The sequence below is a fragment of the Methanobacterium veterum genome (assembly GCF_000745485.1).
Classification (GTDB): domain Archaea; phylum Methanobacteriota; class Methanobacteria; order Methanobacteriales; family Methanobacteriaceae; genus Methanobacterium_D; species Methanobacterium_D veterum.
The window spans coordinates 632,321-651,966 of sequence record NZ_KN050693.1 but is presented as its reverse complement, the minus strand read 5'-3'; the positions used below and the strand labels follow the sequence as shown (position 1 = coordinate 651,966).

The 19,646-nt window shown below is 33.6% G+C and carries 16 protein-coding genes and 1 pseudogene; 5 read left to right on the top strand and 12 right to left on the bottom strand.

Annotation, left to right across the window (positions count from 1 at the left end; translation table 11 throughout):
• Positions 1 to 147 precede the first annotated feature (147 nt).
• The 4 genes from EJ01_RS13390 (at position 148) to EJ01_RS13375 (ending at position 3,857) form a co-directional block, all read left to right on the top strand.
• Positions 148 to 378, top strand: a complete 231-nt coding sequence (locus EJ01_RS13390) for an LSM domain-containing protein (protein ID WP_048080677.1) — start codon at positions 148 to 150, stop codon at positions 376 to 378.
• A gap of 242 nt (positions 379 to 620) precedes the next feature.
• On the top strand, positions 621 to 1,661 hold the full coding sequence (locus EJ01_RS13385; protein ID WP_048080678.1) for a hydroxymethylglutaryl-CoA synthase: 1,041 nt from the start codon (positions 621 to 623) through the stop codon (positions 1,659 to 1,661).
• A gap of 193 nt (positions 1,662 to 1,854) precedes the next feature.
• Positions 1,855 to 3,006: a thiolase domain-containing protein gene (locus EJ01_RS13380; RefSeq protein ID WP_048080679.1), complete on the top strand. Its 1,152-nt coding sequence runs from the start codon at positions 1,855 to 1,857 to the stop codon at positions 3,004 to 3,006.
• Between the two features lie 488 nt (positions 3,007 to 3,494).
• Positions 3,495 to 3,857 carry a hypothetical protein gene (locus EJ01_RS13375; RefSeq protein WP_048080680.1) on the top strand — a complete coding sequence of 121 codons (363 nt, stop codon included), beginning with the start codon at positions 3,495 to 3,497 and terminating at the stop codon, positions 3,855 to 3,857.
• 103 nt (positions 3,858 to 3,960) lie between these two features.
• Here EJ01_RS13375 and EJ01_RS13370 read toward each other — a convergent pair whose 3' ends face one another.
• The 3 genes from EJ01_RS13370 to EJ01_RS13360 form a co-directional block, all read right to left on the bottom strand.
• A complete protein-coding gene (locus EJ01_RS13370; RefSeq protein WP_052376189.1) occupies positions 3,961 to 4,308 on the bottom strand; it encodes a rhodanese-like domain-containing protein in 348 nt (115 codons plus the stop codon).
• A 25-nt stretch (positions 4,309 to 4,333) separates the two neighbouring features.
• Positions 4,334 to 5,815: an oligosaccharide flippase family protein gene (locus EJ01_RS13365; RefSeq protein ID WP_048080682.1), complete on the bottom strand. Its 1,482-nt coding sequence runs from the start codon at positions 5,813 to 5,815 to the stop codon at positions 4,334 to 4,336.
• Between the two features lie 379 nt (positions 5,816 to 6,194).
• Positions 6,195 to 6,479 carry an acylphosphatase gene (locus EJ01_RS13360; RefSeq protein WP_245611212.1) on the bottom strand — a complete coding sequence of 95 codons (285 nt, stop codon included), beginning with the start codon at positions 6,477 to 6,479 and terminating at the stop codon, positions 6,195 to 6,197.
• Positions 6,480 to 6,684: 205 nt separating this feature from the next.
• Between EJ01_RS13360 and EJ01_RS13355 the strand changes: the two genes are divergently transcribed.
• Complete coding sequence (locus EJ01_RS13355; protein WP_048080684.1) at positions 6,685 to 7,728, top strand: PQQ-dependent sugar dehydrogenase; 1,044 nt, start codon at positions 6,685 to 6,687, stop codon at positions 7,726 to 7,728.
• A gap of 33 nt (positions 7,729 to 7,761) precedes the next feature.
• Here EJ01_RS13355 and EJ01_RS13350 read toward each other — a convergent pair whose 3' ends face one another.
• From EJ01_RS13350 to EJ01_RS13315, 9 genes and pseudogenes are all read right to left on the bottom strand, one after another.
• On the bottom strand, positions 7,762 to 9,390 hold the full coding sequence (locus EJ01_RS13350) for an Ig-like domain-containing protein (RefSeq protein ID WP_048080685.1): 1,629 nt from the start codon (positions 9,388 to 9,390) through the stop codon (positions 7,762 to 7,764).
• 390 nt (positions 9,391 to 9,780) lie between these two features.
• Positions 9,781 to 10,197 (bottom strand): annotated as a pseudogene (locus EJ01_RS18105) (right-handed parallel beta-helix repeat-containing protein); the annotation flags it as partial.
• Positions 10,198 to 10,651: 454 nt separating this feature from the next.
• Positions 10,652 to 12,394, bottom strand: coding sequence for an Ig-like domain-containing protein (locus EJ01_RS13345; protein WP_048080686.1), 1,743 nt, complete (start codon positions 12,392 to 12,394; stop codon positions 10,652 to 10,654).
• A gap of 351 nt (positions 12,395 to 12,745) precedes the next feature.
• Positions 12,746 to 14,380: a thermosome subunit alpha gene (gene thsA / locus EJ01_RS13340; protein ID WP_048080687.1), complete on the bottom strand. Its 1,635-nt coding sequence runs from the start codon at positions 14,378 to 14,380 to the stop codon at positions 12,746 to 12,748.
• A gap of 451 nt (positions 14,381 to 14,831) precedes the next feature.
• Positions 14,832 to 15,863 (bottom strand): transglutaminase-like domain-containing protein, encoded by a 1,032-nt coding sequence (locus EJ01_RS16715; RefSeq protein ID WP_052376187.1) that lies wholly within the window; start codon positions 15,861 to 15,863, stop codon positions 14,832 to 14,834.
• Positions 15,864 to 16,484: 621 nt separating this feature from the next.
• Positions 16,485 to 17,000 carry a hypothetical protein gene (locus EJ01_RS13330; RefSeq protein ID WP_048080688.1) on the bottom strand — a complete coding sequence of 172 codons (516 nt, stop codon included), beginning with the start codon at positions 16,998 to 17,000 and terminating at the stop codon, positions 16,485 to 16,487.
• Positions 17,001 to 17,057: 57 nt separating this feature from the next.
• Positions 17,058 to 17,639 (bottom strand): phosphatase PAP2 family protein, encoded by a 582-nt coding sequence (locus tag EJ01_RS13325; protein ID WP_048080689.1) that lies wholly within the window; start codon positions 17,637 to 17,639, stop codon positions 17,058 to 17,060.
• Between the two features lie 435 nt (positions 17,640 to 18,074).
• A complete protein-coding gene (locus EJ01_RS13320) occupies positions 18,075 to 18,992 on the bottom strand; it encodes a fimbrial biogenesis chaperone (protein WP_048080690.1) in 918 nt (305 codons plus the stop codon).
• 114 nt (positions 18,993 to 19,106) lie between these two features.
• Complete coding sequence (locus EJ01_RS13315; protein WP_048080691.1) at positions 19,107 to 19,619, bottom strand: hypothetical protein; 513 nt, start codon at positions 19,617 to 19,619, stop codon at positions 19,107 to 19,109.
• Positions 19,620 to 19,646 lie beyond the last annotated feature (27 nt).

The following is a 19,646-nucleotide window of genomic DNA, read 5'->3' as shown; positions in this document are numbered from 1 at the left end:
TAGTTATATCTTAAATTAGAATATAATTGCAAAGATGAACCGCTTATTCTCTAAAGAATAAACATTAAATCAGAAAATAGTTATATCAAAACTTTAAAAAATATCCAAGGCAAAATATTTACATGCTGAAAATAACGAGATGATTAAATGAGAGGCAAAATAATAGCAGCTAAATCCGAAGAAAAAAAAGAAAATCCACTTCACAGACAGCTTAAGCAATTTCAAAATAAAGATGTCAATATACTTCAGAAAGATAATGAAACCAAAGAAGGTAAACTTTTAGCTATAGATAACTATTTAAATGTTGCCATTGAAACATCGGTTGGCCTGGAATTTATAAAAGGAACTAAAATATTATACATTCAACTTTTAAACTAATTTTCATAATATTTACTTATTATTTGATAAAATTCATTGTATTTACTTAAATTTTTGGAATTTAAAGGTAATGATCATTATTTATAATTAACATTTATAGTAAACTTTATAAGTTCATTGCAAATAATAAGATATAAAATTAGTTAAATTTTCATTTGTAAATACAATTTTGTATTTTTTCAAAAATTAAAAAAATAACATGTAAACTAACAAAATAGATTACTTAACGGTAGTGATATCAAATGGCAGGAATTGTAGGATATGGTGTTAACATACCATCATATAGAATTAAAGTTGAAGAGATAGCAAAAGTTTGGGGAGATGACCCTAATGCTATTTCAAGAGGACTTATAGTACAAGAAAAATCTGTTCCAGCTCCAGATGAGGACACAGCAACCATATCAGTCGAAGCTGCAAGACATGCACTTGCTAGAGCACTGATAGACCCTCAAAAAATAGGGGCTGTTTATGTTGGATCAGAATCACACCCTTACGCTGTAAAACCTACAGCAACTATTGTAGCAGAAGCTATTGGTGCAGCTCCACATTTAACAGCTGCAGATTTAGAATTTGCATGTAAAGCAGGTACAGCAGGTATGCAAGTCTGTATGGGGCTTGTAGATTCAGAAACTGTTGAGTATGGCCTTGCTATAGGTGCAGATACCTCACAAGGTGCTCCAGGGGATGCGCTAGAATATACAGCATCCGCAGGAGGGGCAGCATACATAATTGGAAAAGAAAATACAATTGCTGACTTTGAAGGAACTTACAGTTTTACATCAGATACTCCTGACTTCTACAGAAGAGAAGGAAAACCTTATCCTCGACACGGGGGAAGATTTACAGGAGAACCAGCATACTTTAAACACGTGCTATCTGCTGCACAAGGTATGTTTGACAAAATGGGCACAGAAGCCAAAGATTACGATCACGCAGTTTTCCACCAGCCAAACGGTAAATTTTACCTGAAAGCTGCCAAAAAACTTGGATTTAACAATGAACAGGCAAAAACTGGTCTTTTAACTCCAGTAATTGGTAACACATATTCGGGAGCTACTCCATTAGGTTTAGCAGCTATACTTGATATAGCAGAACCTGGAGACCGTATATTTGCAGTTTCATACGGATCAGGTGCTGGAAGCGATGCATTCAGCATAACCGTAAATGACGCAATAGAAGAAAGACGAGAAAACGCTCCAAAAGTCGCAGATATGATTAAAAACAAAACTTATGTAGATTATGCCGTATACGCCAAATACAAAGGCAAATTAAGGATGGCATAATCCAACCGCTCGAAAATTCTAAGAATTTTCGGTGCTTACAAAAAAGAAGTTTTTGTGGCCGTAAAAAATCAGAGATTTTTTACATGCCCCGAAAATCAGTGATTTTCGAGGGCTTTTTTCAGAAAAAAGAAAATAAAATATCAAAATTTAAACTATCACAAAATAGTTCAAAAATTATTCATGGGGGAATTCCTTGAGAGACGTCGCAATTATCGGAGTTTCACAGACAAAATTTGGAGAACTCTGGGAAAAATCATTTAGAGATTTAATAGTAGAGGCCGGAATAAAAGCCATTGAAGATGCAAATGTAGAAGGAGACGAATTAGGAGCCATGTACGTTGGAAACATGTCTGCTGGTCTCTTTGTAAAGCAAGAGCACATCGCATCATTAATAGCAGACCATTCGGGGCTTGCACCAATTCCATGTGCAAGAGTAGAAGCAGCATGTGCATCTGGAGGACTCGCACTTAGAAATGGTATAATGGCTGTTGCATCAGGATATCATGATATGGTAATTTCTGCAGGTGTGGAAAAGATGACTGATGTAGTTGACCCAACTCCAGCTATTGCCACAGCTTCAGACCAGGAATGGGAAGCACAGCAAGGTGTCACTTTCCCATCACTTTACGCAATGATGGCAAGAAGACACATGTACGAATACGGAACAACAAGAGAACAGCTGGCAATGGTTTCTGTTATAAACCATAAAAACGGTGCCAAAAACCCACTCGCTCAGTTCCCAATGGAAATTTCAGTGGATGCTGTATTAAACTCAAGTATAGTCGCAGACCCACTTAGACTCCTTGACTGTTCACCAGTATCAGACGGTGCCGCTGCAGTCATTTTATGCCCTGCAGAAGACGCTAAAAAGTACACAGATACGCCAATATACGTTAAAGCTTCAGCACAAGCTTCTGGAACCATCGCACTACATGACAGGAAAAACTTAACTACCATTGACTCAACAGTACATGCATCAAGAAATGCATACAAAATGGCAGGTCTTGAGCCAAAAAATATTGACTTAGTTGAAGTTCACGACTGTTTCAGTATAAACGGGTTACTTGCAGTAGAAGACCTTGGATTTGTTGAAAAAGGAAAAGGTGGAATTGCCATTGAAGAAGGTATGACTGAAATAGACGGTGATATTCCAGTAAACCCATCTGGAGGACTCAAAGCTAGAGGCCACCCATTAGGAGCTACAGGAATTGCTCAGGCAGCCGAAATCGTATGGCAACTTAGAGGAGACGCAGGTAAAAGACAGGTAGACGGTGCCCAAATCGGTATGACCCATAACATTGGTGGAACCGGTGGAACTGCTGCAGTCCATATTTTCTCCAATTAAAAGGAATCTTTTGATTCCATTCACTTATTTTTTTTAGTAGTAAATAACTTTTATTTTTGGCAATATTAAATAAAATTTTTAAGTAAGGACTCAATAAGAATTGTGAAATTATTGCGCCTATATTTATAAAATATTTTTAAAAATAAGTTCGCTCATGCCCAGAAGGTTGTGTAAATAATATCGCTTCATTTTCGTGTGTCTGGTTAAGTAAATTACATTTTTTAAAATGAATCCCCTGTAATCAATTAAAATTACAATTTAACATAAAGTATAACTCATGCACAGGATCATAGACATGAGCGAATAAGTTTTGTTTCATATTGAGTTATAATACAAAGGTTTAAATAGAGCCAATTCATATTCAAAAAAATCAAAAAAGACATATAACAATATATTTAATCCCTATAAAGTTTAAAGCCCATAAATATATACTCTATGTTAATAATATATTAATAGAGACTTGATACTCATAAATTGCGTGGTAAACAATGGAAATACTATGGTTTTATATTGCAGTGATACTGGCTATCAGTGACGAAGTTCACAGCAAGCTCTTCTGGAATGTTTTTGCTGATTTTTATATCCTTTTATCTGGAATACTGCACAAAATTATACATTCTAATATAAGGCTGTGGATGGTTCATGAATGCATGGAAGCAGTTTTTCATTTCATAGTGCTATCCGTGTTATTTTTATCTCTAGAAATAGGTATCTTAGGTGCTCTTATCCACTTAGTGATAGACCTTTACCATGAACTGGCAGGATTAGATCTCAAATGGCTGCAGCACCGCGCACTGCACTTTACCATAGAATCACTGTTCTTTATACTGTTCTTTTCAGCATTACAGTAATATAACTAATTTATAAAATTTTTTCCATTTACTTTATTTAAATTGTTTTTTCAACCTGAAATCTTTTTTCCATCCATTCCATTTCTTATTCACTTAAAAAAAGCTATTTCTCGACTGGAAGTCTGCTTCGTTTCCATTTATCAATCCCACCTATAACATTATGGGCTTCACTGTATCCTCTTTCTTTCATCAACTCTACTGCCTTACGGCTTCTGCGTCCTGTTCTACAATAGACATAATATCTCTTATTTTTATCCATATTTTCAAGTTCGTCTTCAAAACTACCCGATTTAAAGTTTAAAAGATATGCATTTTCGATGTGCCCCCCATCATATTCTTCAGGAGTACGGACATCCAGAACCACAAAATCAGGGTCATCTCTATGCTTTTCAAGTATGGTAAACACTTCTTTAGGTTCTATTTCTTCAAATTCTTTTTTATGTGCAGACATAACAATACCTCTAATTATTTAAATTTTATAATCCCCGCAGTGCACAATAAACGTTCACTAAAGATTCCTTTATCATACCTGTGAAGAACTTGATTTCATCTGTTTTAATTCCTTTAAGAAGCCATAATACAAATATATACAATGCAAATGAAAATATTCCAGACAGTACTATATTAACTGGGCCATAGGGATTCAAGAGAATGAGCGATAGAGCCATGAAGAATGCGGCATATATTGTTTTTTTTGCAAAGTTTATGTAGAAATCGCACCTTATATAGTTCAGGGAATAGTAAACTGTAATTAAAAAGGCCGTTAGATAAAGAAGCAGCGTTATAATTGCTATACCGATAATTCCAAGGAAGTATCCAAATGTCACATCAAGAATAATATTTAATATTGCAGATATAGCCCATATATTACCAGTAATTTTTGTTTTCCTTTCCATAACTATTATTTGAGTTATAATACAATAAAGACCAAAGAACAATCCCCCAGTAGCTAGAATTGGAGTTATAAGATATCCCTGGTTAGCCAACGTTGGAGTGGATAATATATACAATAAAGGTCGAGCCAGAATAGATAATCCAATTACAGCAGGTACAGCCACTATTAAATACAATTTAATAGCATAATTTAGAAGAAATCTAGTTTCTCTGATTTTTCTTTCAGCATAAAACTGAGATAAAATAGGAAGCAGAACTGTATAAATCGGTGATGTGAGGATGGTAAGTAGCGAACTTATTGTATAACCTGCAGAGTAGTAACTAACCGAAGTTATACCAAGTACTATCCCTATTATATAACGATCACTTGCATCTAACACCCAAAAAGATGCATTACTTGGAATGGTAGGTAATCCAAATGTCAGGTACTGCCTTAAATTGTGGAACCTTGGAATTTTAAATCCAATCTGTTTAAGCACAAATGTAAACATTATTAAAGAAATTAAAGTTTGAGTTATTAAGATTCCTGTAACGGCCCCCACTACTCCCCTTCCCATTAATACAAGCAATAACGCAAAAATAACCACCATATACGCCTGTAGAGTTGTGAAAACAGCGTACTTTGTCATCTGGTTGGACGCTCTGAAATAATCAACAAAAACAAGCTGCAGCGCGGACATAATTACAGTAAGTGGAAGAATCAAACCTACCCCTACATTTCCATTAAAAAGTACATGTGAAATGGGCACTACCAAAATATACAATGCAGCAGCACCGATTATACTGGCAAATATAACTGTAAATAAAATTGAATAGAATGCTTCCTGTATTTCAGTCCTGCTTTTGGAAGCAGCTAAAAATCTTACCATGGTATAGGGCAGCCCCAATATTGCAATAGCAGGAATAATCGTAATTGTGATTTGAAACTGAGTCCATACACCATAATCTTGAATAGAAAGGTTTTGAGTTAAAATAGGCAGGAGCATAATCCCAGTTATAGTTACCAAAAAAGTTGACGTTCCAATTAGACCCATTCTCTGTAAAAACAATTTGTACTGATCCAAATTTTCACCTCATAACTCAAAAATCCTTAAAAAAATCCCTTACTTCAGGTTCAGGAAAATACTACGCATTTTTCTTCAATCCAATTAACCAAATATTACTTATGTAAAAATTATTATTAAACCGTTTGCATTACAGAATATTAACTATCCTACGGAATTAAAATATAAAAGACAATTTAAAGCCATATATAACATAACCATACAGAAAAATATTCTTTAAAGTAATAAAAACAGATAATTAATGTTTAAAAAATATAATGGATTTTTAGGATTAATTTCATAATTTAACAAAACAATCACTGCACAACAATTAACTTCTTAGAGCATTGCCATATTCTAAACGAATCTAACTTAAAAACAAAAAAAGAGATAAATTAACTTAATAACGAATTTCAAAATCACTAAACTCCCCACCGTACTCCTGCCATTTTACATCAACATCCATAACTTTAGCCCCTGAAGGCCCTTTACCAACAAAAGCAATGAGTTTATCAACATTCTCCTTATTTCCATTAAAAAGGGCTTCAACCCTACCATCAGGAAGATTACGGACCCAACCAGTTATTCCATACTTTTTAGCCTCATCTCTTGTCTTATATCTAAAATAGACTCCCTGTACTTTTCCAGTTATAAAAACATGAGCTTTAACCTGCAAAAAAATCACCTTTTTCCGTGTAAATTATCACTACTTTTCTATTTTTAATCCCCAATTAAAAAATTTAAGGTTGTACCTAATTTTTCAGATATCTAAAAGAATACACAATAACTAATCCCTTTCCTTTTTAAACACGTTTAAAACCTGTATTTTAGAATATTAAACATATTTAATAAGAACAAAATTAATAGTATTATAAGATTTGGTGTTTAATATGAAACGCAAAACTGTCATCATCATTATTTTTGTCTTTTTAATTATAATTTCGGCTTTATATTTCATTATACCAAAGCCCGCAAATCAACAGGGCTATGAAACCGAAATTTTAGTCCAAGATCTGAATACACCATGGGCAATTGATTTTCTTCCAGATGGTAAAATGATCTTTACAGAGCGTGACGGAAGGGTAAGTATCTTTGATAACGGTACCACTAAAACTGTTGGAACTATCACTGTCACCCAAATAGGTGAGTCTGGAATGCTGGGAATTGCAGTAGATCCTGAATTCAACACAAATAAATTCATATACCTATATTACACAGGTGCAAATGGAAATAGAATTTCAAGATTCACATTAAACGGGACACTGAAAAATGAAACTGTTTTAATTGATAGGATACCAAATGCACAATTCCATAACGGGGGCCGTTTAAAGTTCGGGTCCGATGGAAAACTATATGCTACCACAGGGGATGCCACTAACAATCAATCAGCCCAGGATATTAATTCTTTAGGTGGTAAAATACTGCGGGTCAATAAAGATGGTACTGTACCATCAGATAACCCCTTCAGAAACTATGTTTATGCCTACGGACTCAGAGATCCACAGGGGATAACCTGGGACCCATTAACAAAAGAAATGTACTTATCTGATCACGGAGCAACGAGAAATGATGAAATAAATATCATTACAAAGGGCGGAAACTATGGGTGGCCTATCTATCAGGGAAATGAATCAGCACAAGGTTACATCAAACCGCTTAGTGTTTATACAGACTTCACTCTTGCCCCATCAGGAATAGCTTATTATAACGGTGCTTTGTATGTTGCAGGGCTGCGTGGATCTCAATTACGTAAAATAACACTTTCAATAGAGGGAAATAGTGTGACTGGTCAAGAAGCTCTTTTTACCAGTTTAGGAAGAATTAGAGAGGTTGTGGTGCATGACGGATACATGTATATTGCCACATCAAATAGAGATGGGCGGGGAGTTCCCCAATCTGGTGATGATAAGATTATCAGAATTAAAGTTTCATGAAATTAATTAGTTAAAAAAATAAAAATCAGGAAATTAATATTTTCCTGTTTTAAACTTAAATGCATAAGTTGCTGCTAAATTGTTGCCTGCACTATCTTTTATCGCTGCTGCTGGAATGTAAACCTGATACCATGTGTATGCTGCTCTTTTACTGTTGGTTTTAATGTAAAGATGGTTTCCACTGACCCATGCAGTTATTTTATATTTGGCACATGTTTTCAGGTTTTTAATGTAAATTTTGGACCAGTTACTGCTTTTTAAAATGTTCTCACTGAGCCTTATTGAAATTGTAGCTGTTCTTGAAACTCCAGCAGCTCCATTTTTAGGAGAAGTGGCAGCCACCTTAGGAGCTGTTTTATCAATTGTGTAACTACAAATTTTATGGGCTGAAGGATTACCTGCTCTATCAACAGCATAGAATTCAAGTTTATTGGTTCCTACATTACTTATTGATATTTTTCCACTGCCTGTAAAAGTATGCCATGAGCCACTATTAATTCGGTAGTTTATTGTTGCATCCTTTTCACTTGAAATAACTACATTGATAGTGCTGTTGGATAATCCGCTATTTGGAGCCGCAGTTACTACTGGTGATACTGTATCCACAGTAAAGCTTGAAGTGAATGCAGACTCTAAACCATTGCCAACTAAATCAGTTACTGCATTTACTGGAATATTTACAGTGTAATTTCCATTAATGTAGCTTGAAATTGGAGTTATGGTTAAAACATTTCCTTTGATATTTTTAGTTACTGAAACAGCCCCTGAAGGCCCAATAATAGAAATACTATCATAAGCACTGCCGGCCTGTATTGGTTCACTGAAAGTAATAGTAATCGCTTTATCAGTGGCCTTTATTTTTGCATTATTTGAAGGATCATTAGAACTTACAGTTGGAGCTATTGTGTCCACAGTGAATGTTGAATCAAGTGCTGATGCTAAATCATTACCAACTAAATCTGTCACTGCACCTGCAGGTATATTTACGCTGTAAATACCATCAACATAGTTTGAAGTTGGTGTTAAAGTTAGAACAGTTCCACTAATGCTTTTAGTTATTGAAATAGGTCCATAAGGCCCTGTAACCGAAATGGCACCATATGTACCACCTGCTTGTATCAGCTCACTGAAAATTATTTTAATTTCTTTATTGACAATTTTTATTTTCGCTTTATTTACAGGGTCAATAGAACTTACAGTTGGAGGAACCGCATCTACAGTAACCAATGTATTCACAGTTTGACTGTTCACTGCAGCTGAAACACTGGCAACACCACTTATCACTCCACCGCTTAAAGTAGACTGTGCAATCCCATTAAATAGTGATGAAAGACTACCAATAGTTCCTAAATTTGTGTTAAAGTTTACTGTTATTCCATCAGGAACATGACCCAAATTTGGATCAATGTAATTTCCATCATTATCATGTAATAAGTCTGCAGTTATGGTTGATAGGCCATTAGCTTTAACAATAGCATGATCCTTATTAATAGTTAAAACAAGCCATTTAGAAACAGTTACACCATAAATCCTTTCTGCTGAGGGCCCATCATTTGAACCCCACCAATTATACTCAACATTAACAGAACCACTGCTGTTATATATGTCCCTGGCATTCCCTGCAATTAAATTTCCAACAATTTGACAAAAATGCACATTCATAGTACCTTCTTCATTATAAAAAGCAGCACCAACTGATGTTGCAGTGTTGCCTGATATATTACTGTTAGTTATATTCGAAATACCATGTAAATTGTAGACAGCGCCACCATAATAATTTACATTGTTACCTGTGAAATTAGTGCCATTTATAACTGAATTACCGTAGTAATTATAAATAGTACCTCCATGACCTGCAGTGGTGCCTGTAAAAGTGCCATTAGTTAGTTTTAAATCTCCACTGTTCCAGATAGCACCACCATACCAACCTGCATGGTTACTTGTGAAAATACTGTTATTTACAATTAAATTTGTATTGCTGACAACCGCACCACCACTAACACCTGCATTGTTATTAGTGAATGTAATATTCGTTAGAGTTAAGGTGTCCCCATTGTAAATAGCACCACCATAACCTGCATGGTTACCTGAAAAAGTACTGTTACCTATATTTAGAGCACCATTTAGAATGTAAATAGCACCACCATTAGTAGTTGCAGTGTTATCTGTGAAAGTGCTGTTATTTACAATTAAGTTTCCTGAACTGTAAATATAAACGGCACCTCCATTGTTTGCCTTGTTACCTGTGAAAGTACAGTCTGAAATAACTAAGTTGTGAGTATTGTAAATAGCACCACCTTCTTGATCTGCGGTGTTACCTATAAAACTACAATTGTTAATAATTAAAGTACCTTTGTTATAAAATGCAGATCCACGGCTTCCAGTACTATCTGCAAATGTTATATTCTGGACTGTAACGTTTGCCCCGCTTTGAACTGTGAATATTTGTGCTGAATCAGTACCATTAATAATGGTACCATCTCTGATTTGGCCTTTTATAGTTATATTTTTGTCAATGAGACTTTTAGAGAAAAATATATTTCGACTTATCTTAGAACATACTGTAATGGTTCACTCTTAAAAAACTAATTGATGTGAAAAAACCATAAAACACTGATTAATTAATGATATGCTAAAATTCAAATGAATTTCAAGTTATTCTCCATAATATTTCCTAGATCACATATAATACATTAATTTTACTATTTTAATTTTATATTAAAGTTAATATATTATCTAAGCAATATGATTTGCTGTGATTTTATCGAATTAAATGCTAATATAAATTAATTAGAGAGTAAAAAGACATTAATAGAGTATTTATACGAAATACATATCATTAATCAGTAATTTTAAAATTAAATTATACAAAATACTTTATTAATTTAATAAAAATAGTAAATTAAAAATAAAAAAAATGATTTTAATAACTTCTTGTTTTAAAGTTTAAAATGTATCCTGAAGCCTTGTTACCTGCGTAATCTTTCACTGCAGATTTTGGAATGTAAATTTGATACCAGCTGCGAGTATATCTAAGATAAATCATTTTAATGTAGAGAGTGTTTCCCGAAATCCACTTCTTAATTGAAACTCGTTTTCCTGTTTTGAGGTTTTTAATGTAAATTTTAGACCAGTATATGCTTGCTTTAACCTTTTTACTGAATTTAATCGCAATAGTACTTGTCCTGGAAACTCCAGTAGAACCATTCTTTGGATTTGTCGAAATTACTTTTGGCGAAATAGTGTCTATTACTTTTACTGAAGCATTTGCAGTTTGATTGTCAACTGCAGCTGAAACTTTAGAAACTCCTGCCACTGACCCTGATTTCAAAGTAGATCTTACAATTCCATTAACTGTGTATAATGGACTGTTTACAGTTCCTAAAGTTGTTTTAAAAATCACTTTAATACCATTAAGAACATGTCCATTTGCGGGATTATGGTAAACACCAGTATTATCATGGCATAGGTCTGCGGTTATAATTGATGTTTTATAATTACCAATACTAGTTGAACTTGATTTAATGGTTAAAACCAGCCATTTAGATACAGTTGCATTTACAAGTCTTTCAGTTGATGGCATTACATTTGAGCCCCACCAATTGTAATTAGCATCACATGAGATAAAGGTATTGTAAATATCACTTGAAAAATTTTTAATAAATCGATTAAAGTGCATGGTAGACTTTCCATTGTTATAGATGGCACCACCATAAACTGCAGAATTATCTGTGAAACTACTTCCACTTACATTTAAATTACCACTATTGTAAATGGCACCTCCCCAAAATGCTCTATTATTTGTGAAAATGCTACTATTAACAGCCCCAAAACCTTGGTAATTGTCAATAGCACCTCCACACGGTGCATAATTATTTGTGAAAGTACTTCCAATAACAGTCAAACGACCCAAATTCGAGATAGCACCACCACTAAATTCACTTGAAGTGTTATTTGTGAAAGTACTTCCAATAACAGTCAAACGACCCAAATTCGAGATAGCACCTACACCATAATATGCAGTATTATTTGTGAAAATGCTACTGTTAACAATCAAAGTACCATCTTCATTATAAATAGCACCATTACCATAGGTTGCGACGTTATTTGCAAATATGCATTTATTAACAGTTAAATTACCATTACTGTAAATAATACCTGCATGATAATCAGAATAAATGCCAATTTCAGTGTTATTTACTAATAAACAGTTATTAATAGTTAAATTTCCATTATTGACAATAACACCAACAATTGTGGCATTTCCGTTTGTAAATGTCAAATTCTGAATTATAACGTTATTACCGGTTGTAATGTTGAATATTCTACTTAAATGTTGAGCATCAATTACAGTACCCCTCTGACTTTGCCCAGTAATGGTCATGTTCTTATCAATAGTGATATTAGTGTTGTTTACCCCAGTATACACTCCATTTGCAATTTTAACTGTTCCACCGTTAGTTATGGTCCCTGTTGCATTTTTAATGCTTAATTTTGCTGTGCTCCATGAAAATCCGTCCCAACTATCATTTCCATGCGAACAGTTCACATAAATAATTGGTGAACTTGGAGAAACTGCATCAACAGCAGATAGAGTTATTAATATTATAAAAGATAAAAAAAATAATATTAGTAATTTATCCGTGTATTTATAAATTATTTTCATCCTAATTTTATTTATCCCCCTTCATATCATTAAAAACAATGAATAATTTATTAATAAATGAACATAATAACTCTAAATTATTATTTAAAATTTTCGATTTAATTAGGAAATTTGAAGAGGTTTATAGCCCTGTTTAAAATAATAATAGACATTATATTTAAAATAAATATCAATTAATCTATTTTATAAAATTAAAATAAACATTAAGTCAAAGATTAATAATCCCCTAACTGACAATATAAATTGATAAAACAAGTTAATTTAAAAATAGCAGTTTAAATATTGAAAATAGTTATTTTCTAGTTAATATTTAGATTGATTTAAAAAAAGAAAATAAGGTAATGATGTTTATTACATCATTGGTGGCATTCCACCAGGCATTCCGCCCATACCTTCCATACCTTCCATTTCAGCTCTACCGGCACCAGTTGATGCGATAACGTCGTCGATACGGAGGATCATTTCTGCAGCTTCTGCAGCGGACTGCATAGCCTGTTTTTTAACTCTCTGTGGTTCAACAACACCAGCACGGTACATGTCTGTTACTTCACCTTTGAAGACATCTAATCCCATGTAGAGGGATTTTTCGTGTGCTGCTCTTAAGTCTACAAGAGCGTCGATGCTGTCTAAACCTGCGTTTTCAGCGAGTGTTTTTGGAACAATTTCTAGAGCTTCTGCAAATGCAGAAACAGCTAACTGTTCTCTGCCGCTGATTGAATCAGCGTATTCTTTTAACCCTTTGGATATTGCTATTTCAGGAGCTCCTCCACCAGCAACAACCTTTTTATCTTCTACTGTGGAAGCAACTACACCAATTGCGTCGTCAACTGCTCTTTCGATTTCGTCTACAACGTGTGATGTGGAACCTCTGACCAGTAATGTAACAGCTTTTGGATCTTTACATTCTTCAACAAATATCATGTCGTCGCCGGAGATTTTTCTTTCCACTACTTTTCCAGCCTGTCCTAAGTCGTTGAAGGAGAGATCTTCGAGGTTTGTTACAACTTTAGCACCGGTTGCTTTAGCGAGTTTTTCCATGTCTGATTTTTTGACCCTTCTTACAGCGAGAATACCTGCTTTTGCGAGGTAGTGCTGTGCGAGGTCATCGATACCTTTTTGACAGAATAAAACATTTGCACCTGAGTCTTCGACTTTGTAGATCATGTCTCTGATCATCTGTTCTTCCTGTTCGATGAACGCCTGCATTTGAGCTGGGTCTGTGATCCTGATTTCTGCGTCTACTTCAGTTTCTTTAACTTCTATTGCAGAGTTGAGTAATGCGATTTTTGCATCTTCTATTTTTGATGGCATTCCAGGGTGTACTCTTTCTTTGTCTATGATTACACCTTGTACGAGTGTTGAATCGTCCACTACAGCGCCGTCTTTTTTCTCTATTTTTATGTGATCTGTGTCAACTTCACCGTCTTCTTCAACCTGTTTAACAGCACTTACGATGAGTTCTGCCAGTGGTTTTCTAGCTTTTTCGGTTCCTTTACCTGTCATTGCAGTCATTGCAACTTTTAAGAGAGTATCACGGTCATCAGCATCTATTGAAATTACGTTTAATATTTCCTGAGCTTTTTCTGCTGCCTGCCTGTAACCTGTAGCGATTACAGTTGGGTGTATGTCCTGGTCGAGTAATCCTTCTGCTTTTTTGAGTAATTCTCCAGCTATGATTACTGCTGTTGTTGTTCCGTCCCCTACTTCGTCTTCCTGGGTTTTTGCAACTTCTACAAGCATTTTAGCTGCAGGGTGTTCGATATCCATTTCTTTTAAGATTGTTACACCGTCGTTGGTTACAACGATATCTCCAAGGGAGTCTACAAGCATTTTGTCCATTCCCTTAGGACCTAAAGTAGTTCTTACAGTTTCAGCGAGTACTTTTCCTGCCATGATGTTCATTCTTTGAGCATCTCTGCCTAACAACCTGTTAGTACCTTCTGGTAAAATTAAAATTGGTTGGTTTCCACCACCTAATTGTGCCACTATATCACCTCATTTTTTTTTTAAAATGCGGCCCTCGAAATTCGTAGAATTTCGGGGCATGCGAAAAACTTTGTTTTTCACGGTTGAGGAACATTAAAAAATCGGAGATTTTTTATGCAGCGAAAAATGCAAAGCATTTTGCTCTTGCTAAGTTCCTCAAACATCGAAATCTAAGATTTCGAATGTTCAGAAAATACATAGCATACGAAAATCTAAGATTTTCGTTGTGTCAAAATTTAAAATTTTGACAATATTTTCTTCAACATGCAAAAACTAAGTTTTTGCTGTCCCGAAAATTTTTTTATTTTCGTGAACCTCAAATTTTTTTTAAAATAATTTTCAATTGTTTTGTATTTTATCAATGGGTTAGAGGTTCTATAAGTAGTTTTCGATAAAGCTCCCATTTAAATAAAATCACAATTTAAAATAAAAATAGTAAAAATTAAAATGTTTAGAAGGGTAACGATGAATAAACACCCTCCAAAATATCGTTTTTGGTGTTCCAATTACGTATTACTCCGAAATCATTGATATTATTGGATGCATCGGCATTGATCCACTTTCCATTGACAAACAACTGTGCCCATACATGGCCGCACCATCCGCTTGAGAATTTACAGTTTGCATGTACATATCTTGCTGGAATTCCTGCAGCTCTTGAAAGGGCCACTATAAGATGTGACAGGTCAACACAGTTACCAATTCTAGAATTTAATGTGCCTATTGCCCCTCTTTTTGTATTGTAATAGAATGAATAATTTACACAGTCTCTTACCCAGTTGAAAATATTGGTGGCTTTTTCTAGGGTTGTAAGTTTTTTAGTTACAGTTATCTTTTCATCATATTGGCTCAATTTTTGCCCATAACATGCATAATCCGTTAAATATTGATCATAACTTTGTTTTGCTTTTAAATAATTATTATATGATGTATTTGTCTCATTCCAGGCATTCCACGCCTCTTGATATGCAGTTTCATTTCCATTGAAATCTGTAATTTGTGGTTCACTGCCAGGTTCTGAAACAGGACCTGGATTTTCTACAAGTGCTGGTGCTGTTGGTTTTGGATTTGGGTTAGAAACAGTGACATTTTCAGTTGTAGGTGTTAAACTTTTGGCAAGCAATTTTATTTGCGCATCATTGGATTGAGCGTTTTTAGTCGCTGTCTTACACTCTTCTGGAGGAACATTCCTTACTTTATAAGTTTTATATACATATTTGTAGTAGTACCTGTACACGTACCTGTAACTGTATTTATATTTATACTTGTATTTCCACTTGCCCCTATATTTGTACCGTACTTTTACCTTTGATTTTACCGGGACCTTTAATTTGTAGTATACTTTAACTTTCTTTTTTACCGTTACTAAATAGGCTGCATTTACCTGTAAAATATTTTTATATTCGTTAGAGATGGTTTTAATATTACTATTCGATGAAAATTGATTTTCTGTTAAAGCTGCAGAAGGAAAAACGCAGATCATTATACTTAATGCAATCAGTAACGAAAAAAATGATTTTCGCTTAATTTTATCGCCTCCGTGATAGCATTGTTAAATTCATTATTTAACAAGCCACAGGACTATTATTAATAATTTTTTTTAATAATATAAATCTTTTGCTTTTATTTTTAAAAAAATAAGTTATTTAAAAGTTTATTTAAGTTTAAAATTGCCTAAAAAATTGTTTTAATACATGTAAAATTATTATTAATTTTAATTTATGTTTTTAATAAGTTATTATATGGTAAAAGATTTTTGTAAAAAATTTAGATATTTAATATTCTTCTGCATCTAAATTATAATTTTAGAGAGTCTACGGGTAACCTTAGAATCATATTTAACTCCCCATCCTTAGTTAAAATATTACTTTCTAAATATATTCATTATCCAATGAAATATGCAGCTATTACTGATTTTAATGTTTTATTAACAAGACTTTTAAAAATTAAGTTAAATTCTATTTCAGTATAAAATCTATTAAATTTGTATCGCTTAAATAAATTGAATTAAAATATTAAGAGTGCATTTGTTAAACCAATAAAATCTATGGAACGAATTCAAAAATTTAATTAAAAAAGAAGATTATTATTTATTAAAATTAATTTAATTTTCTATTTTCTGCCAAAAAGTTATTTCATTTTCTTTAAATGCTTTAAAATAACCTTTCCTTTCTAAATTTCTCAAAATACTGTTAAAATTATCAAAAGATAACTCTTTAAACCCTATATCCCTTATCTGTTCATAAAGTTCTTGAGTGGTACATTTATCCATGCTCAATAATTGATAAACCTGGGATTGAAATGAAGTCAAATCCTTTTTTGGTTTAGCTGTAAGTGCGTCAAAATATCTTTTAATTTTTTCAAGTTCTTCCAGTTCATTATTCCTTTCATCTAGAAGACCCATAAGTTCTGATATTTTCCCATCTTTTTCTTCCAAAGCCAGCTTAAGTTCATCTATTTCCTGATTCTTTTTATTAACCAGTTCTGTATCTAACTTACCTGCTTCTTTGGACTCAGTTTGACACTTTTTAAGTTCAATCTTTAATTTGCTAATTTCAAGCAGACAAGCCTTAACCAGTTGTCTCAACTGTTCACTTTCGTTATCTTTCAGTAATGGCATTTTATCATGTATAATTTATTGGAACTTATTTTTAAATTTAATGCTTTATCCGTATTTTTACGATAACATTTCATTAAACTTTATTATATCCTTTTCAATCATTAGAATTAACAAAGCGCAAAATATACCAATTAAAGCACCTGAAATTACATCAAATGGGTAATGAACTCCATTATAAATTCTTGAAAATCCAACCAGAAATGCAAATATCAGCAGAGGATAAATCAATCTACACCTTTTACCTTTAAATTTAAAGCTGTAACTCCTCCCAATTATAATTGCCCCTATAAAAGAAGCAACTGTGTGACCTGATGGCCATGAAGAGCCGCTCATATCTGTTAAAACTCGTATTCCATTAAGTGCAACATATGGCCTTGGCCTTGCAACAATATACTTTAAAATTTCTGTCAAAAAATAACCGAATACCAGGGCAACTATACAAACTAACGCGACATTTCTCCCTTTCTTCCCGCCAAATATGTACAGTAAAACACATAGTCCGATCCAAATGCTAAAATATCCCACACTTGATATCAAAGGCATTATAACATCAAAGACTTGATTCTGCATGTTGATATTAATTAAATAAAATAGTAGAATGTCTATCTGATTTAATGATGCAATTAGTTCATTTAGCATGCGTACCCTCTATATTAATTAGTAAAACAAGGAACTATACTATCTATTAATTCTTATATGATTTAAAGCTAATTCAATTAAAAAAAATAGTAATAGTAAAAGAAAACCCTCAAAAATCGTAGCCTGCGAAAATTTCATTTTCGCGGCGTCAAAAACTAAAAGTTTTGACAGCCTTCAAAAAACCTACGGTTTTTTGATTTTTGCAGCATCAAAATGAAGTTTTGCATGCTTCACTTCGCAACCGCAAAACGAAGTTTTACATGCCCCAAAAATTCGAAGAATTTTTGAGGAATTTTCGGGGCCCTCAAAATCTTCGATTTTGGGGTTCAGGAAATGTGTAACATTTCCTTCAACATGTGAAAAATCTCCGATTTTTTACGGCCACAAAAACTTCGTTTTTGTGAGTACCGGAAATTCATAGAATTTTCGAGTGAATTATTTTTTCCTTTCTATTTTAATATTGATCGGAGACTGAATTTCCTTTTTCCGGATAATCCAGATTGCTACAGCTAGAATTATTATAAGAATTAGCCATACTGGAATTACAAGAATTGTATCATGGACCTGAAGAAGCTTATCTTGCTGATATCTTCCATAGTTTATGTTTGTATCAGCAGAATAAAGACCAAAATCTGCAAATCCAGGTGTCCACTGTGCTGTTAAAGTATAATTATCTTCAGGATAAACACTGCCGTTTATCGGCACGTTGTGTTTACTTAATAAACCATTAATCTCTATACTTCCATTCATATTTGCAACTACTGTTCCATTATTGTTCAGCTGGTATGTAAAATCACCAGGCATGTACGAAAGAAGGATTGTAGGTGCACTATGCTGAAGCATCTGTATTGATTCAATTATTGGACCTGGAAGACCAGCTATTATCTTAATAACAAGTTCTATGCCCTGCTTTATAGCTAAACTGGAGAAAGTTGAGTTATTATTATTCTGAGATTGTATTGGGAGACCTCCAATAATTAGAGCTCCTTCTGCATCAGAATAATTTATAGTCGATGGCGCTTTAACAGTAAATGATACAACTTTACTAGCTCCAGGAGCTAATGTAAAATTTGTTGGATTAACAGATATCCATGTTGCAATTCCTCCATCAGAATAAAGCAGATGGATACTATCCATTAATAATCTTTTTTTATTAACCGTCACATTCATTGGTACGTCGCCTATATTTGTAACAGTTACCTGTCCAGTAACAGTTTGAGATGATGTTAAATTATATTTAAATTCTGGTGGAGAAGCTCTAAGCCCTGCACCATAAGCTGATCCAATAAGACTAATTAACACGATTAAAACTAATATAACAAATGAAAACTTCTTTACTTTTCCTGAAATCATCATGTACCTCCAGATCTATTAAATGATCTGTAACTAAAAAAAATAGAATTTATGAATATTTATAGATTTCTTAAAAATAAATAAAACTAAAAAAAAAAAATATTTTTTTTAATTTTATGCTACAGCGGTATAAGTTATAGTGTTAGTGTAAGAACCTGCTTCTGTTCCAGTTGGTATCATTAAACGCTGCAGTGTATCTAATGTGTTACTGCCATGTTTTGCAGTGTCTAATTTAGTAGAGGTTAATATTGTTCCTGCACCACTAGCTGCAGTGTGAATATCTGTCCAGGAACTTGCATCATTTTCTATCTGGAAAATATTAGTTCCTGATGTGTCAATAGGATCTGAACCTGCAAAGTTTTCATTTTCAAGCTTCGCATACACGTTTATTTTTACGTTTCCATCATTTGAAAGAGTATATTCATCACTGGTTGCGTAAGATCCATCATTTCCAGAATATGCTATACTTGGAGTGTTAACACTTAAAGCAATATTTTGATTGACAGTTACAGTTGCAGTTTGATCTGCTGTAGATGCTGCGGCCACTTGATTGTCCCCCACTGCAAAAACTGCTACAAACATCATTGCAGCGATTAAAGGGATTAATCCTACTATTTTTTGATTCATTATTAATCACGTCCTTATTAATATAAT

Coding starts and splice junctions, on each gene's coding strand:
- EJ01_RS13390 (WP_048080677.1), top strand. CDS start 148: ATGAGAGGCAAAATAATAGCAGCTAAATCCGAAGAAAAAAAAGAAAAT.
- EJ01_RS13385 (WP_048080678.1), top strand. CDS start 621: ATGGCAGGAATTGTAGGATATGGTGTTAACATACCATCATATAGAATT.
- EJ01_RS13375 (WP_048080680.1), top strand. CDS start 3,495: ATGGAAATACTATGGTTTTATATTGCAGTGATACTGGCTATCAGTGAC.
- EJ01_RS13370 (WP_052376189.1), bottom strand. CDS start 4,308: ATGTCTGCACATAAAAAAGAATTTGAAGAAATAGAACCTAAAGAAGTG.
- EJ01_RS13355 (WP_048080684.1), top strand. CDS start 6,685: ATGAAACGCAAAACTGTCATCATCATTATTTTTGTCTTTTTAATTATA.
- EJ01_RS13350 (WP_048080685.1), bottom strand. CDS start 9,390: ATGAATGTGCATTTTTGTCAAATTGTTGGAAATTTAATTGCAGGGAAT.
- EJ01_RS13345 (WP_048080686.1), bottom strand. CDS start 12,394: ATGAAAATAATTTATAAATACACGGATAAATTACTAATATTATTTTTT.
- EJ01_RS16715 (WP_052376187.1), bottom strand. CDS start 15,863: ATGATCTGCGTTTTTCCTTCTGCAGCTTTAACAGAAAATCAATTTTCA.
- EJ01_RS13330 (WP_048080688.1), bottom strand. CDS start 17,000: ATGCCATTACTGAAAGATAACGAAAGTGAACAGTTGAGACAACTGGTT.
- EJ01_RS13325 (WP_048080689.1), bottom strand. CDS start 17,639: ATGCTAAATGAACTAATTGCATCATTAAATCAGATAGACATTCTACTA.
- EJ01_RS13320 (WP_048080690.1), bottom strand. CDS start 18,992: ATGATTTCAGGAAAAGTAAAGAAGTTTTCATTTGTTATATTAGTTTTA.
- EJ01_RS13315 (WP_048080691.1), bottom strand. CDS start 19,619: ATGAATCAAAAAATAGTAGGATTAATCCCTTTAATCGCTGCAATGATG.